13 protein-coding genes and 2 tRNA genes are annotated in these 15270 nt (G+C 66.4%); 6 read left to right on the top strand and 9 right to left on the bottom strand.

The genetic code is table 11. From position 1 onward, the window contains the following. Positions 1-2 precede the first annotated feature (2 nt). The 3 genes from ACO2SS_RS08275 to ACO2SS_RS08265 all read right to left on the bottom strand — a co-directional run bounded on the left by ACO2SS_RS08275 (position 3) and on the right by ACO2SS_RS08265 (position 3664). Positions 3-1343 carry a serine hydrolase domain-containing protein gene (locus ACO2SS_RS08275; RefSeq protein ID WP_423277133.1) on the bottom strand — a complete coding sequence of 447 codons (1341 nt, stop codon included), beginning with the start codon at positions 1341-1343 and terminating at the stop codon, positions 3-5. A 172-nt stretch (positions 1344-1515) separates the two neighbouring features. After that, positions 1516-2637, bottom strand: a complete 1122-nt coding sequence (locus ACO2SS_RS08270) for a zinc-binding dehydrogenase (protein ID WP_423277132.1) — start codon at positions 2635-2637, stop codon at positions 1516-1518. Between the two features lie 76 nt (positions 2638-2713). Next, a complete protein-coding gene (locus ACO2SS_RS08265; protein WP_423277131.1) occupies positions 2714-3664 on the bottom strand; it encodes a 1-phosphofructokinase family hexose kinase in 951 nt (316 codons plus the stop codon). A 65-nt stretch (positions 3665-3729) separates the two neighbouring features. Here ACO2SS_RS08265 and ACO2SS_RS08260 point away from each other — a divergent pair, with 65 nt between their 5' ends. After that, entirely contained in the window at positions 3730-4737 is a 1008-nt protein-coding gene (locus ACO2SS_RS08260) for a glucokinase (RefSeq protein ID WP_423277130.1), read from the top strand. 33 nt (positions 4738-4770) lie between these two features. Here the strand turns inward: ACO2SS_RS08260 and ACO2SS_RS08255 are convergent, their stop codons facing one another. Next, positions 4771-5637: a universal stress protein gene (locus ACO2SS_RS08255; RefSeq protein WP_423277129.1), complete on the bottom strand. Its 867-nt coding sequence runs from the start codon at positions 5635-5637 to the stop codon at positions 4771-4773. A gap of 103 nt (positions 5638-5740) precedes the next feature. Between ACO2SS_RS08255 and ACO2SS_RS08250 the strand changes: the two genes are divergently transcribed. Beyond that, entirely contained in the window at positions 5741-8422 is a 2682-nt protein-coding gene (locus ACO2SS_RS08250; protein ID WP_423277128.1) for an HAD-IC family P-type ATPase, read from the top strand. A 28-nt stretch (positions 8423-8450) separates the two neighbouring features. Here the strand turns inward: ACO2SS_RS08250 and ACO2SS_RS08245 are convergent, their stop codons facing one another. Beyond that, positions 8451-8930 carry a hypothetical protein gene (locus ACO2SS_RS08245; RefSeq protein WP_423277127.1) on the bottom strand — a complete coding sequence of 160 codons (480 nt, stop codon included), beginning with the start codon at positions 8928-8930 and terminating at the stop codon, positions 8451-8453. A 155-nt stretch (positions 8931-9085) separates the two neighbouring features. After that, positions 9086-10060 carry a helix-turn-helix transcriptional regulator gene (locus ACO2SS_RS08240; protein ID WP_423277126.1) on the bottom strand — a complete coding sequence of 325 codons (975 nt, stop codon included), beginning with the start codon at positions 10058-10060 and terminating at the stop codon, positions 9086-9088. A 329-nt stretch (positions 10061-10389) separates the two neighbouring features. Here ACO2SS_RS08240 and ACO2SS_RS08235 point away from each other — a divergent pair, with 329 nt between their 5' ends. Then, entirely contained in the window at positions 10390-10767 is a 378-nt protein-coding gene (locus ACO2SS_RS08235) for a hypothetical protein (protein ID WP_423277125.1), read from the top strand. Between the two features lie 160 nt (positions 10768-10927). On the opposite strand, the gene ACO2SS_RS08230 is transcribed toward ACO2SS_RS08235, so the two are convergent. Together ACO2SS_RS08230 and ACO2SS_RS08225 are read right to left on the bottom strand one after the other, a co-directional pair. Then, positions 10928-11001: transfer RNA gene (locus tag ACO2SS_RS08230), tRNA-Gly, on the bottom strand. A gap of 33 nt (positions 11002-11034) precedes the next feature. Next, positions 11035-11119 (bottom strand) — tRNA-Tyr (locus tag ACO2SS_RS08225). Between the two features lie 179 nt (positions 11120-11298). Here ACO2SS_RS08225 and ACO2SS_RS08220 point away from each other — a divergent pair. After that, entirely contained in the window at positions 11299-12090 is a 792-nt protein-coding gene (locus tag ACO2SS_RS08220; RefSeq protein WP_423277180.1) for a TrmH family RNA methyltransferase, read from the top strand. On the opposite strand, the gene ACO2SS_RS08215 is transcribed toward ACO2SS_RS08220, so the two are convergent. Next, entirely contained in the window at positions 12068-12529 is a 462-nt protein-coding gene (locus ACO2SS_RS08215) for a hypothetical protein (RefSeq protein WP_423277124.1), read from the bottom strand. The genes ACO2SS_RS08220 and ACO2SS_RS08215 overlap by 23 nt on opposite strands. Positions 12530-12882: 353 nt before the next feature. Between ACO2SS_RS08215 and ACO2SS_RS08210 the strand changes: the two genes are divergently transcribed. Together ACO2SS_RS08210 and ACO2SS_RS08205 are read left to right on the top strand one after the other, a co-directional pair. Next, a complete protein-coding gene (locus ACO2SS_RS08210; protein WP_423277123.1) occupies positions 12883-14565 on the top strand; it encodes an MFS transporter in 1683 nt (560 codons plus the stop codon). Positions 14566-14739: 174 nt separating this feature from the next. Then, positions 14740-15246 (top strand): NUDIX domain-containing protein, encoded by a 507-nt coding sequence (locus tag ACO2SS_RS08205; protein ID WP_423277122.1) that lies wholly within the window; start codon positions 14740-14742, stop codon positions 15244-15246. The last annotated feature ends 24 nt before the right edge of the window (positions 15247-15270 follow it).

Here is a 15270-nt window from a genome sequence, read left to right as displayed (position 1 = left end):
ACTCACCTCGATTTCAGGTAGGCCGAAACGGCCTGGAAGGCTGGAAGAGAGGTTGGATCGATGAGCGAGTTCTCCGCCCTCGGAAAAGACGCGAACCGAACCAGCACCATGTGGGCCGAGGGATCGACATAGATGGTCTGCCCGTGCACGCCGCGGGCGGCGATGACGCCGTTTCCTCCCGGATAGACCCACCACATGCTGGTGTAGCTGCCACCCACCAGCGCCGGATAGGCGGTGCCGAACTTCGAAGGATCTCCTCCCCGGCGGATCTTCCGAACGACCTCGGCCGGAAAGAGCCGCTTCCCGTTGATGACGCCTTCGTTCAGCATCAGAAGGCCGATCCGGCCAAGGTCGCGCAGGCCGGCGCTGAGCCCTCCGCCGGCAAAGGGCACGCCTCTCGCATCGACGGTCATGTAGGCATCCTGCTCGGCGCCCATCGGGCGCCATAGCCGTTCGGACGCGAGATCAGTGACAGCCTTCTCGGCGACGCGGGAGACGATCCAGCCCAGCATGTCCGCATCTACGGTTTTGTAGTGAAAGGCATCGCCATGCCGCCCCTCGGGCAGGAGGAGCTTGAGATACTCCCAGTAGCCGTTCGGCCCCTTGTAGCCCGCAGGTTTCGGAAGAGGACTAGCGGCGGCTGAGTAAGTCCAAATGTCCGCCTTCGGATCCGAATAATCCTCCGAGTAGCGGAGCCCCGTCGTCATATCCATGACCTGCCGCACGGTCGCGGAGGCCAATGCGCTGCCCTTCATCTCGGGGATGATGCTCTCGACGAGCGCCCCCTCGTCGATCTTACCCTCGACGACCAGTATCTCGCCCAGGAGGCCTGTGAGCGACTTCGTCATCGACATGGCCGCGTGCTTGCCGAGATCGTTCAGGCAGCCGGAGTAGCGCTCGTACACGACGCGATCCTTATGCAGGATGAGGATCCCGTCCGTGAAATTGGCGTCATAGGACTCGGCCCAGGTCATGACCTCGTCGCTGCCGAGCGGCCTGAACGTCAGCGCATCGATCTTTCGCCGCTCCTCCGCCAACTCGTCTGGAGGCAGGGAGCTGAGCGGGACGGGTGCATCGATGCCCCGGCTGATTTCCTCGGTCGGAAGCAACTCGCGCATGTAGCAGACGGACCAGCGGAGCCGAGGGAAGCTGAAGTAGATCGATTCAGGCTGCGTGATGATCCTGTCTTCCGGAGGCGGAAAACCCTTCATCCACCCCATCACATTCGGGTCAGATTCCTGCGCAGACAGTGTCGTCGGCTGGGCCGCCGCGCCGGTAGTCGAAGCGAACACTGCCCCGAGGCACGCGGCCAGCAGGACGAGGTCGATGGTGGGCGACGACATCCGTGAGCCTCCTAACCGGCCAGGGGCTAATCCTCGACGACCTTCCGGCCCCGTTCCGAGTGTCCGGAGGCCGGCTGCATCGACCCTGCGGGTATGGGCTCGCAGACTTATCCGACCGTTCTTCTACGAGCGCTGGCCGAGGCAGCGTCGCGCGTGACGCCCCGAGTTGGCCTCAGGGCGTGATCGCCACTTTCAGCACGCCGTCGCGCTGGTTCGAGAAGAGGTCGTAGGCTGCCTCGATCTCTGCGAGCTTGAAACGGTGCGTGACGAGCGCTCGGGCATCCATCCGGCCGGACGCGACGACATCCAGAAGACGCCGCATCCGCTCCTTGCCACCCGGGCAGAGGGTCGTGACGATCTTGTTGTCACCGAGCCCCGACACGAAGGGGCCGAGCGGAATGCGGAGGTCATCCGAATAGACGCCGAGCGAAGACAACGTTCCTCCAGGTCGCAGCACGCGCAACGCTGCCTCGAAGGTCGCCTGCCGCCCGAGGGCCTCGATGGCAACATCGACACCGCGGCCATCGGTGATCCGCATAATTCCCTCGACCGGATCCTCCTTGGAGAAGTCAACGATCTCGTCGGCACCCATGCTGCGCGCCATCTCCTGCCGCGCCGGGATGCTCTCCACCGCGATGATCCGCGTCGCGCCCATCAGCCGGGCTCCTGCCGTCGCGCAGAGCCCGATCGGCCCCTGCGCGAAGACCGCGACCGTGTCGCCGATGCGCACGCCCCCGCTCTCTGCACCGGAGAAGCCGGTCGACATGATGTCGGGACACATCAACACCTGCTCGTCCGTCAGCTGGTCGGGCACCGGAGCGAGGTTTGTCATGGCGTCCGGGACCACGAGATATTCGGCCTGAGCGCCGTCGATCGTGTTGCCGAAGCGCCAGCCGCCCATCGGCTTGAAGCCATGCTTCGTGCCCGGTCCGTCCTGGGACGAGCATCCGCACATGCAGGCATTGCTGTAGCCGGACGGCGTGATCGCGCCCGCAATGACCCGCTGGCCCTCGCGGAAGCCTTCGACCGCGCTGCCGAGCTTCTCGATGATCCCGACCGGCTCGTGCCCGATCGTGAGCCCCCGCGCGACGGGGTATTCACCTTTGAGGATGTGGGTGTCCGTCCCGCAGATCGTCGTGGTGGTGATGCGCATGAGGGCATCGAGCGGGCCGATATCCGGGATCGGCTTCTCGTCCAGCACGATCCTCCCCGGCTCGACGAAGATTGCGGCCTTCATGCGCGCCGCGCCCGCCCGGTTTCGTTCGACGAAACCCGTTCCGGCCTGAACGTTCATCCCGCTTCTCCCTGCCGTCTGGCGGACAACGCCCGACCTCCCGGAAGGTTAGTCGTCCGCTTACGGACCCGGGCCGTCAGGCAGGCGTCAGGGCCAGGGTCTCGCGGCCCCTGAGTTCCCGGTATAATTGCTCGACAGTCTCTGGCCGGCAGAGCTCCGTCCCGGCGGACAAGACGGCAGCGCTGCCGGCCGAAAGACCGCGCGCGAATGCCTCCTCGACCGGGCTCCCCTGAGCCAGGGCCAGAGTCATCGCCCCGACGAAGCTGTCGCCGGCTCCCACGGCGCTCTTCGCCGTCACCGGGGGCGCAGGGAGCCTGAGCGTTCCATCCCGGGTAGCGAGCAGAGCACCGTCATGCCCGAGGGACAGGGCAACGATCTCTGCGGCGCCAGACCGCACCAGCCCGAGAGCAGCCTCTCTCTGGTCGCCCGGATCGGGCAGCGGACGCCCGATGATCGACTCGAATTCGCCGAGGCTCGGCTTGATCATAAAGACGCCGTGTCCGAGCGCCTGCCGAAGCGCCTCGCCCGAGGTGTCGACGACGAGCTTTGCGCCCCTCGCGGTCACGATCGCCGAAAGCCGTACATAGAAGTCAGTCGGGACGCCCGGCGGAAGGCTGCCGCTCGCCACGAGCACGGCAAAATCCGTCTCCTCGACGGCCGCGAGGCAGGCCCTCCATTCGGGCTCCTCGATCTGCGGCCCTGCCGGTACGAACCGGTATTCCAGCCCGCTCGAGCGTTCGAAAATGACCTGGCTGATGCGAGTGTGGTCGGCGATGGCTATGCGGCGGGACGGAATGCCCGTCTCGGCGAACAGGGCATCGAAGAGGGGTCCAGGCACGCCGCCGGACAGGTAGATAGCGAGCGCGTGGCCGCCGAGTTCGTGAATCACTCGCGCGACGTTGATCCCGCCGCCACCCGGGAAGTAGCGCTCGTTCGAGGTGCGGATCTTCCGGATCGGCCGGACCACCTCGGCCTCGGCGGCTCCATCGATGGCGGGATTGAGCGTAAGCGTCACGATCGGCTTCAAGGCGGGACTCCGGCGATAACACCCGAGGTGTTGTTCCATGAGGCCGGGAAGCACAGATTGACGAGATGATGCTACCGCTCCCCGTTATCCTCGGCGATGTCGGGGGGACCTTCGCACGGTTCGCGGTGCTTTCCGAGCACGGCAGGCCGGAGGTGCTCCTTGCGAAGGCCCCCACCGCGTCGCATCGGACGATTATCACTGCCATCCGCGACGCGCTGCGCCAGCACCGGGGCGCCCCCCCGAGGTCGGCCATCATCGCAGCCGCCGGCCCGCTCTCGCGTGGCGCCGTGCATCTCACGAACGCCAACTGGACGATCGATCCCGCGGTCATCGGCCAGGAGCTGGAACTCGACGAGGTCGTTCTCACCAACGACTACACGGCAACGGCCGCGGCATTGCCGGGCTTCTGCCGCGACGGCGGGGGAGCTCTGCGGATCGGCTCGTGCGACGACCGGGCTGGCCCCCAGCTCGTGCTCGGCCCCGGGACCGGCCTAGGCGCGGCGGCGCTCCTGCCGTTCGGGAGGACCCGGGTCATCCAGGCGACGGAGGCCGGTCACGTCGAGTTCGGCCCGGTGAGCGAGCGCGAGTTCAGGATCTGGCCCTTGCTGGAGCGGGTTCATGGACGGATCACGGCCGAAGCGCTGCTGTCCGGGGCGGGCGTCGTCCGCCTCTACCGCGCGGTGGCCGCTGTCCACAGAGCCGCAGCGCCGTTCGAGACACCAGCAGCGATCATCGCGGGTTGGCGAGGGGGCGACCGGATCGCGTTAGAGGCCCTCCGCCTTTTCGTCACGCTGCTCGGCCGTTTCGCCGGCGACCTCGCCCTCATCTTCGGCGCGAATGGTGGAGTGTTCATCGCCGGCGGCATCGCCCCTCGCATCGAGCCGCTATTTACGCACGACGGCACCTTTCGCGCGGCCTTCGAGCACAAGGCGCCTTTCGAGGGTACGATGCGGCTGGCGCCCACCTATCTCATCATGCGGGCGGAGCCCGTGCTCGCCGGGCTGTCAGCCATCGCGGCCGATCGCGAGTCGTTCCTCATGCATGCGGCGCATTGGCGAGCAGGCTCTCGATGAACGCGACGCCGCCGTGGCAGATCATGGGGGGTTTCACGCCGGCCCACGGCTCGGCGGGATGGCCAGCACGTCCATCTCGGCCGTCCGGAGCACCTCTTCCGCCACGCTTCCGAGCACGAGCTTCATGAGCCCGGTCCGGCACTCGGTCCCGACGACGACCATTTCGGCGCCCTGCCTCTTCGCCTCGGCCAGGATGGTGGAGGCGATCGGCCCCTCGTTCAGCAGCACGGATTGCCCCATGGGGGCGAAGCCAAGCTCCGCGAGAAAGGTGGCGACCTCCCTGGAGGCCCGCGCCTCCTCTTCAAGGCGCGCCTTGCGCACCTGCTCGCCCGCCATGGAGGCGCCGACGAGGAGGCTCGTGACCGGTGAATCGAAGATGTGCAGCACCGAGACCCCGACCTGCCTGTCGATCCCGAGAGCCCGGACAGAGCTGACCGCATCACGGCCAGAATCCGCCAGTTCCAGCGCGATCATGACGTGCCGGTAAAAGCCGGCCGGCACGCCATTGACCATCAGGACGGGACAGCGGCTCGCCTTGATGATCCGCTCGGCCGTGGTTCCGACGATCGTGTCGCCAACCACGTGGCGGCGGTGCGGCCCGATCACGATGACCTCGGCCGAATGCCGCTCGGCAGCTTCCGTGATCGCCGCGTAAGGATCGCCGGTCAGCAGATCCGTGCTGCACGCCACGCCATCGATCTCTCCGATGCTCCTCGCCTGCTCCTCGAGCAGCGACAATGCAACGCTGCGCTCCGCCTCGATCAAACGCGGGGCCTGGTCGTCGTCGATTGCATGGACGACCACCATCTCGGCCGCATGCTGCCTGCAAAGCAGAGTAGCGCGACGCAAAGCACGGTCCGATCCTCTCGAAAAATCCGTCGCGAGGAGGATCTTCTTCATAGCGCCAAGCCCCTCCCGCGCTCGAACCCCCGTTGGATCTTAGGGTTGAGCTGTCCCGATCTCAGGGACGACCTTCCCGCACTTCGAGGCTAGCATCGCGATCATGACCAGGAAACGCGATAGGGCTTGGCACAGCCTCCCACCCGAGACGGTGCTTGCTGAACTCGAGTGCTCGCCGGACGGATTGTCCGAAACGGAGGCCGCACGGAGACGCGACCGGTACGGCCCCAATCAGCTGCCCGAATCGGCCAGGCGGCCGGCGTTCCTTCGGTTTCTGGCACAGTTCAACAACGTCCTGATCTACTTCCTCCTCGCGGCGGCCCTCGCAGCCGGGCTGCTCGGCCATCTTGTCGACGCCGCGGTGATCATTGCGGTCGTCGTCGTGAACGCCATCGTCGGCTACATCCAGGAGGGTAAGGCCGAGGAAGCCCTCGACGCGATCCGGGGCATGATCGCGCCCAGCGCCAATGTCATGCGCGAAGGGCACCGCAGCCGCACCCCCGTCGTCGATCTCGTTCCGGGCGATATCGTGCTGCTCGAGGCGGGGGATCGCGTGCCGGCCGACCTGCGGCTCCTCCGGGCGCGCCGCCTGCTCATCGACGAAGCGCTGCTGACAGGCGAGTCGGTCACGGCAGAGAAGGACATCTCGACGGTTCCCGAGGAAGCCGGAATTGGGGACAGGCGCGGTATGGCCTTCTCCGGCACGCTCGTCGCCGCGGGCCAAGCGACCGGAGTGGTTGTCGAGACGGGACTGGGAACGCAGATCGGCCGGATCAGCGAACTCCTGCAAAACGTCACCCCGCTCAGCACTCCCCTGCTCCGGCAAATCGATGCCTTCGCCCAGCGCTTCACCTGGTTCGTGCTGGCTGCCAGCGCCGCCCTGTTCGGCTTCGCGGTGGTGGTGCGCGGGTTCGACTGGGTCGATGCCCTGATCGCCGTGGTGGCCATCGCGGTCGGGATCGTGCCGGAAGGCCTTCCGGCGGTGATCACCATCACGCTGGCGATCGGCGTCCGTCGCATGGCCGCCCGCAATGCGGTGATCCGAAAGCTTCCGGCGGTCGAAACCCTCGGCGCCACCTCGGTGATCTGCACGGACAAGACGGGGACGCTCACCCGCAATGAGATGACGGCGCGCCGGGTGGTCACGGCGGAGCACGAGCTCCTGGCCTCGGGATCCGGCTATTCGCCGGAGGGCAGCCTCCAACCCACACAGGGCGACGAGCCGCCCGCCCTCCGGTCAGCCCAGGAGGTGCTCCTTTGCGGGCTGCTCTGCAACGATGCCGAATTGCGCCGATCGGGCGAGACGTGGGTGGTGAACGGCGATCCCATGGAAGGAGCGCTGATCGCCCTCGGCATGAAGGGCGGGCAGGATCCGCAGGCGATCCGTGAGATCTGGCCGAGGCTCGACGAGATCCCATTCGACGCGGCGTACCGGTTTATGGCGACGCTTCATCGGGCACCGGACGGCACCTCTGTCGTCTTCGTGAAGGGTGCGGCCGAGGCCCTCTTTCCCATGTGTTCGGGCGCCGTCGATACGGCCTTCTGGAACAGGGAGATATCGCGGGCAGGCGCAGAGGGCGAGCGCGTCCTGGCATTCGCGGCAAAGCGGCTCCCACCCGGCACCACCAGCATCGGATTCGAAGACCTGCGGGACGGCGTAGGCTTCCTCGGCATCGTGGGATTTATCGACCCGCCTCGGCCAGAAGCCGCCGCGGCGATCGCGCAGTGCCGCGCCGCCGGCATCGCCGTGAAGATGATCACGGGCGACCACGTCGCGACGGCGCTTGCGATCGCCCGGCAGCTGAAGCTGGATGACGACCCGCAGGCGACGACCGGGGCCGAGATCGAGACGCTGGCGGATGACGAGCTACGCGAGCGGGTGATGCACGTCTCCGTGTTCGCGCGTACCAGTCCCGAGCACAAGCTGCGCATCGTGCGGGCCCTTCAAGCCCACGGCCTCGTGGTGGCAATGACGGGCGACGGCGTGAACGACGCGCCCTCGCTCAGGCAGGCCGATGTCGGGACCGCCATGGGGATCAAGGGAACGGAGGCGGCGAAGGAAGCTGCCCAGATGGTGCTGCTGGACGACAACTTCGTCTCGATCGTCAACGCCGTGAGCGAGGGCCGCACGGTCCACGACAACATCCGCAAGGTCGTCTCCTGGGAGATCCCCACGAACGGGGCCGAGGCCCTCGCGGTGGTGCTCGCCATCTTGTTCGGCTTCAGCCTACCGATGTCCGCCACGCAGATCCTGTGGGTGAACCTCATTTTGGCCGCCACGCTCGGACTGGTCCTGGCCTTCGAGCCCCCGGAGCCGGGCGTGATGCAGCGCCAGCCGCGGCCCGCGGACGCACCGCTCCTGTCGCCATTCCTTCTCTGGCGGGTGGTGGTTGTGTCGGTCCTGCTCGCCGCGGCAGCTCTCGGCATCTTCTTCTACGCGCTGGAGAGCGGCCGGGACCTGGAAACGGCGCGGACCATGGTGGTCAACATGTTCATCGTGGGCGAGATCTTCTACCTCTTCAACGTCCGCTATCTCCACGTGACGTCGTTCACGCTGAAGGGCGTAGCCGGAACCCCGGCAGTGCTTCTCGCGATCGCCGTGCTCGTCGCGGGGCAGCTGCTCTTCACCTATGCGCCCTTCATGAACGCGCTCTTCGGATCGCGCCCGCTCGGGATCGAGGACGGGCTTCTGCTCGTCGCAATCGGCTTCACGCTGATGCTGGTTCTCGAAGGCGAGAAGTTCGTGTTGCGGCGGCTCGGCTGGTTTGCCGAACTCAAGGGATGATGGAAGGCGAGCGGGACAGCTGCGCGCCTCAGCGGGCCTTCCCGCCGGACCCCAGCGCCTGATCGGTGAATGGGGAACTCGTCGGGGTCTGGATCCGGATGAAGCCAATCCCCGCCGCTTGGTGGCAAGCGTTGCAGCCGGCCTGGAGATCGCGATACCCGGCCTGGAAGAGCGCCGCGTTCCTCTCCTTCGCAGCTTGGCCTATATCCTTTAGCGGCTTGTTCATCGCGAGCACGAGTTCGATCGGGATGTTGGAATAGAGGAGCGCCGAGCGCGCAAGCGAGTCCTGCAGCTGTCCGGCTTCGTAGGCGAGAGCCTCCCAGTTCCGAGCCTTACCGGCGATCCAAAGCTTGATGTGGCGGAACTGGACGAAGGTCATCAGATCGCCCAGCGATGGTTGCGAAAGACGATCGGCCTTCGCCCTGGGCTCGCCGAACGGCACACTCTGCCCGGAGGCGAGCGAGCCGGAGAGGAGACACGCGGTCAGGACGATGGCGGGCCGCTTCATGTCCGACTCCTGCTGAAGCACGATACCGAGCGGACCGCCCGCACGGAGACGAGCCCAACCCTGTCACCGCACGGTGCCTTCGTCTTCCCCACCTATCCGAATGATCCTCACGGGCGTTACGCGAGAACAAGCGCCTCCCTCGCCCTTCGCCACGATTACGGCCGGTCACTCCAACGCTGCCGCCGTGCCTGGGCCCGACAATCGCTGGGGCTCATGCCATACCGGCTGCGGAAAAGGCGGCTGAGATGGGCGGCATCGCTGAAGCCGAGACGGTCGGCGATTGCGTGGACCGGCTCGACGCCATGCGGGTTTTCGAGCGCCTCCCTGGCAGCCGCAAGACGACGTGAGCGGATATAGGCTTGCACGCCGCCTTCCAGTTCGAAAGCGCGGTGGAGCGTCGAGCGGGAGACCCGCAGCCTTCGGCAAAGGCGTTCGATCGTCAGCGCGGCGGAGCCCAGTTCCGCATCGATGATCCGCCGCGCCACTAGCCGAAGGCCGTGGCGTCCGACCCTTTCCTGCGGGATGCCAGCTCCCACCTCTCGCATGGCGAGGGCAAGGAGATCGAGAATCCCGCGCGTCAGCGCGGGCGCGCTACTCGCGGGCAACCCTCGGGCGGAGCGAAGGAGGTTCTGAAGATGCGAGACGAGAAAATTCGCCAGCGGTGAATCTAGGACGAGGCCGTGCAGGCGCTCGGCGTGGAAACCCCAGTCGGTCGCGATCGTGCGGGGCAGCGTGAGGACGATCGTCCGGCCGCCAGTCGAGGCATGCGCGGATGGCCGGGCGAAATCCGCGAACTGAATCGAGCCCGGCCCTGACTTGGCGCCCCGATCGTCCCAGACGCCTCGCGTCCTTCCGGCCACAGTCAGAGCCACCCCGAGTGCATCGGGGGTCCAGGAGCGGATAAGGCCAGAATCGCGGATCCATTCCTGCCCGGTGATCGTCGCATCGTGGAGGACGAGGCTGTTCAGCGCGAGCGAGTCGACGGTCACATCGAAGGGTTCGGTCGGATTGGTGCGATAGACCGGAGCCACGCTGGGCCAATGGCGATTGGCCCAGGCTTCATGCCGGTCGCGACTCGGCAGCCCACGGGTGGAGAACCGGCTGAGCGTAAACGGCGCCGTGGCCAGCAATCCCGTATCCTGATGGCGCTGTTTGTAAGACACGGCTCGTGATTACGGACCGGCGCCTGGCCAGCAAGGCTAGCCGGCATTGGGTGAGCAGCGGCCGGGACCTTTCCTGATCCCTTGTTGCTGTGCGGCATCATCGGCGTTGGTCCCATCGGAGGCTCGACTGGGATACGGACGTCCAACCCCGAGACACGTCCGTTCAAGGACACTGACAGATCGGGCTGCTAGCTCAGCCGTGCAGGATGGCAGGTCCCCGTGGGGGCCGAGCCGTCCCAGCGGGGAATGGCCGGCAACTGAAAGCGAGGGCCGGCCGCAATCGGGGGACATTCACGTTGAAGAAGAGAGTTCTGGCCTGCGCGGTCGCCGCATTGTGCGGCCTATTCGCCCAGGCCGCATCGGCTCAGCGCGGCGACGACAAGCGCTTCGGGCTCATCAACGAGACAAGGGACGACATTCGCGAGTTCAAGATCTTTGCGAATGGTCGCTGGAGCAACAACTGGCTTTCCCGTCCTCTGGCGGCCGGCCGCCGCTCAAACATGGCGTTCCGGGCCGCTGGCCCTTCCACGTGCGCCGGCCTCCGGACCCGAGCAGTCATCAACAACGGCTCGCCCTACCGGGTCGACGAGCAGGTCATTGAGCAGGTCGTCAACTATTGCGGCCTGCGGAACCTCCGAGTGCGTGAGGGCCGGCTAAGGCCGGAGTGGGACTAGGTTACCCCACTCATTAGCCCGCAAACCGATGCGTGTTGAGGCGAGTTTGATCAAACGCCGGCCTGCGCCGAAGGGCCAGCCTCGGAAACAAGGTTCCGAATGAGCAGCCCGGCCGTTTCCGAACGGCCCGGCTACTCACCTTCTAAGTCAATGAAGAGACTGGAGCGGGTGAAGGGAATCGAACCCTCGTCATCAGCTTGGAAGGCTGTTGCTCTACCATTGAGCTACACCCGCGAGCCAGTCGAGCGGATCATAGGCGTGGGCCGGTGGTGGGGGAAGTAGGACTCGAACCTACGAAGGCATAGCCAGCGGATTTACAGTCCGCCCCCTTTGCCGCTCGGGACATTCCCCCGTCCCCGGATAGCCGGAATCCGCTAGGGCCCGGCAATCCCGAGAGCGAACCCTCGGGGACCTCGGGGCTTATGCTGGCGGGCTCCCTGGGTGTCAACCCAGGGGTCGCCATCTTGCGTGGACGTTGGTCAGGCACTGGACCTCTGGCGCGTTCCCCGCGATGAAACCGGCATGAAGCAGATGACGAAATCCGGCCAGCGGGGTTGGGGCGCGCGTCGAGGCGGACCGCCTGGCCGGCCGCGTCCCAGACGCCAAGAGAGCGAAGATCGTTCGGTCCTCTATGGCTGGCACCCGGTATCGGAAGCGCTGCGAAATCCCGGGCGCCATCACCTCCGCCTGCTGGCGACCGAGAACGGCGCACGCCGGCTTGCAGAGGAGCTCGGTGAGCTTCCCCTTCCCCCGGAGATCGTGCGGGCGGACGAAATCAGCCGCCTGCTCGAGCCGGATTCGGTGCACCAGGGCCTCTATCTCGAATCGGAGCCGCTGGCGGGACCGACGCTCGATTCGCTGAGCGACAAGGGACTCGTGCTGGCGCTGGACCAGATCACCGACCCCCACAATGTCGGCGCTATCGTGCGCACCGCGGCCGCCTTCGGCGTCGAAGCCATAGTGACGACCGCCCGCCACAGCCCGGCGGTGACGGGTGTGCTGGCAAAAGCGGCGTCCGGAGGCCTGGAGCACGTGCCGTTTCTCGTGGTCCGCAACCTCGCCGAGGCGCTCATCGTGCTCGGCGAGCGCGGCTTCCGCCGGGTCGGCCTGGATTCCGAGGGCGCGGCTAGTCTCGCCGATGTTCCCGTTTCGCGTCCGACGATTCTCGTGCTCGGAGCCGAGGGAAAGGGCCTTCGGCAACGCACACGGGAGTGCTGCGACGTGGTGGCCCGGCTCGACATGCCGGGTGCCATCAAGAGCCTGAACGTCTCGAACGCAGCCGCGATCGCTCTCTACGCACTCAGCGGCCGGGCGGAACCCTGATGAAGGCGGGGCCGGACGCCATCCGGCCGTTGGCCGAGCCCGAGATCCGGGCGCGATCCGCACCTGCCGGAGAACGGCCCCGCCGGGACACGGCCGCGTTCTGCCGGTTCTCACCGATGACGTAGATCGCCGGTGGCTGCACGGGCGATGGCGGTATCCCGACCGCAACGGGCCATTGAGGCGGCCCAAGAACCGGCGGACCACCGCCGGTGAAGTAATTGTACCCGTCCGCGTAAGCGTAGGGCAGGCCGTAGAATGCCCCCGAATAGCCGAAGCCGCCGCCGTACCAACCGCCGTATCGGAAGCGGGCGCGATGGAAAGCTCCGCCGTGATGGCCCGCACCACCCCTGGCGAAACCATGCGGGAAACGGCCAGGGCCGGGCTTCCGCGCAGGAATCGCGATCGTGGGCGAGAAGCTCAGCGGAGGAAGCGGCCGCACCCGAAAGGTCGGAGCGACCGTCCTGGCGTAGCCTGGACCGCCTCGCGGTGCGGCCAGCAGGCTCGCTGACGAACAGGCCACTCCAATGCCGGCCAATGTCACGGCGATGAACAAACGCGAGGCTTCTGGCCGCATACGCGACGCTCCATCATGATCAGGCCTCCGCCCGCCCAGTATATGGCCGACGCCCCCAAGTTACGCAACGAAGGTGCTAAGACCTAGGTTGCACGACCAATTGCCAAGTCGCCGGTCATCGACGCTGGCGCAGGCCTATCCTATGCCGGATGAGCGAGAAAGGGGGCGCTCGCGGGCGCGATTCGCGGCCGGGCGCCGACATAAACGGAGAGAGCGCCATGGCCGTCGCAGCCACGTCCACAAGTGACAGGGCGGTGCCCCGTCCAATGTCGAAGGAGGAACGCAAGGTCATCATCGCGTCCTCCGCGGGCACTGTTTTCGAGTGGTACGACTTCTACCTTGCCGGATCCCTGGCCGCGAACATCGCCGCCAACTTTGTTCCCGGCAACAACGACACCGCCAAGTTCATCTTCGTGCTCTTCGGGTTTGCTGCCGGCTTCGCGGTACGCCCCTTCGGCGCGATCTTCTTCGGCCGGCTCGGGGACATGATCGGCCGCAAGTACACCTTCCTCGTCACGATGACGGTCATGGGCATCGCGACCTTCGTGGTCGGCCTGCTGCCCGGCTATGCGACGATCGGGTATTTAGCCCCCGTAATATTCATCATCTGCCGCCTCCTCCAGGGTCTCGCCCTTGGCGGCGAGTATGGCGGCGCCGCAACCTACGTGGCCGAGCACGCGCCCCAGGGGCGCCGCGGCTTCTACACGTCGTGGATCCAGACGACCGCGACCGTCGGCCTGATGCTGTCGCTGATGGTGATCCTGACGCTGCGCCTCAGCATGACCCCGGAGGCCTTCGCCGATTACGGCTGGCGCATTCCGTTCCTGCTCTCGATCATCCTGCTCGGCTTCTCGATCTGGATCCGGCTCTCGCTCGCCGAGTCCCCGGCCTTCCAGAAGATGAAGGAGGAAGGCACCGCTTCGAAGGCCCCGTTGTCGGAAGCCTTCGGCCGCTGGGACAATGCCAAGATCGGCCTCATCGCCCTGCTCGGGGGCACGGCGGGTCAGGCGGTCGTCTGGTACACTGGGCAGTTCTATGCCCTCTTCTTCCTTACCCAGACGCTCAAGGTCGACGGCACGACGGCAAACCTCGTCATCGCCATCTCGCTGCTGATCGGAACACCCTTCTTCATCTTCTTCGGATGGCTGTCGGACAAGATCGGCCGCAAGCCGATCCTCCTGGCAGGATGCCTGATCGCGGCGGCGACCTACTTCCCGCTCTTCACCCAGTTGGCGAAGATCGCGAACCCGAAGCTGATCGAGGCGACGGAGAACGTGAAGGTCGTCATCACGGCCGACCCGGCGCAATGCGGCACCCTGTTCGACCCGGTGGGGGTGCGGACCTTCACGGCACCGTGCGACCTCATCCGCCGCACGCTGGCGACGAACTCCATCCACTACGATCTGGTCTCGGGTCCCGCAGGCTCGCCGCTGACCGTGAAGGTCAACGGCACGGAGGTCCAGAACCTGCAGGGGACCGGGGCGAGCGTCGTCGCGGCCGCTCAGGCCGCCGGTTACCCGAAGGCCGGCGATGCGAGCATCCTGAAGACGCCGTCCATCGGCACGGTGCTGACGGACAGCCGCTCGCTCGCCCTGATCGGGGTCCTGTTCCTCCTGGTCCTCTACGTGACCATGGTCTACGGCCCGATCGCCGCGCTCCTGGTCGAGCTCTTCCCGACCCGGATCCGGTACACCGGCATGTCGCTGCCCTACCACATCGGCAACGGCTGGTTCGGCGGCTTCCTGCCACCGACGGCCTTCGCGATCGTGGCCGCCAGCGGCAACATCTTCTCGGGCCTGTGGTACCCGATCATCTTCGCACTCATGACCTTCATCATCGGTCTGCTTCTGCTGCCCGAGACGAAGGACCGCGATATCTTCACCTACGATCCCCATCGCTGAAAAGCGCAGGGACCCAGACCAAAGACCGGGAGAGCCCTCTCGACAGGGCTCTCCGTACAACGAATGGGGAGGCGGAGGCCGCATCGGTGACGATGCGGCCTTTCCGTTTGGCCCTGCGACGAAGACAGACCAGCCTGGACTTTCCCGATCTGCGCTCGCAGCGCAGTCTGAGACATGGCGAAACGCAGCGCGGGCATCCTTCTCTACCGGCGCCCCCCGGAGGGGCCAGAGGTCCTCCTCGTTCACCCGGGCGGACCGTTCTGGGCGAAGCGCGACCTGGGTGCCTGGTCGATCCCGAAGGGCGAGATCGACGCCGGTGAGGATCCCCGGCGTGCAGCCTTGCGGGAGTTCGCGGAGGAAATCGGGACCTGCCTGCCCGAGGCGGGCCCTTTTCTCGATCTGGGCGAGGTCAAGCAGAAGAGCGGCAAGGTTGTCTTCGCATTCGGCCTCGAGCACGATCTCGATCCAGCCCTCATCCGCAGCAACCTGCTCGAGATCGCCTGGCCGCCGCGATCCGGCCGCAAGCTCACCGTGCCGGAGATCGACCGGGCCGGCTGGTTCTCGCTTGCGGAAGGTCGGGAGAAGCTCCTCCCGGGCCAAGTGCCCTTCTTGGAGCGCCTCGCCAGAGCGCTGCAGGACCGAATGTGCGCCGTCACTTCTCAGAAGGTTCCGTCTGGCTGACCTGCGCCTCGCGCTGGTCCCGAT

Source organism: Enterovirga sp. CN4-39, assembly GCF_049446235.1.
GTDB lineage: Bacteria > Pseudomonadota > Alphaproteobacteria > Rhizobiales > Beijerinckiaceae > Enterovirga.
The sequence above is the reverse complement of the archived record's forward strand: the minus strand, read 5'-3'. Positions and strand labels throughout refer to the sequence as shown.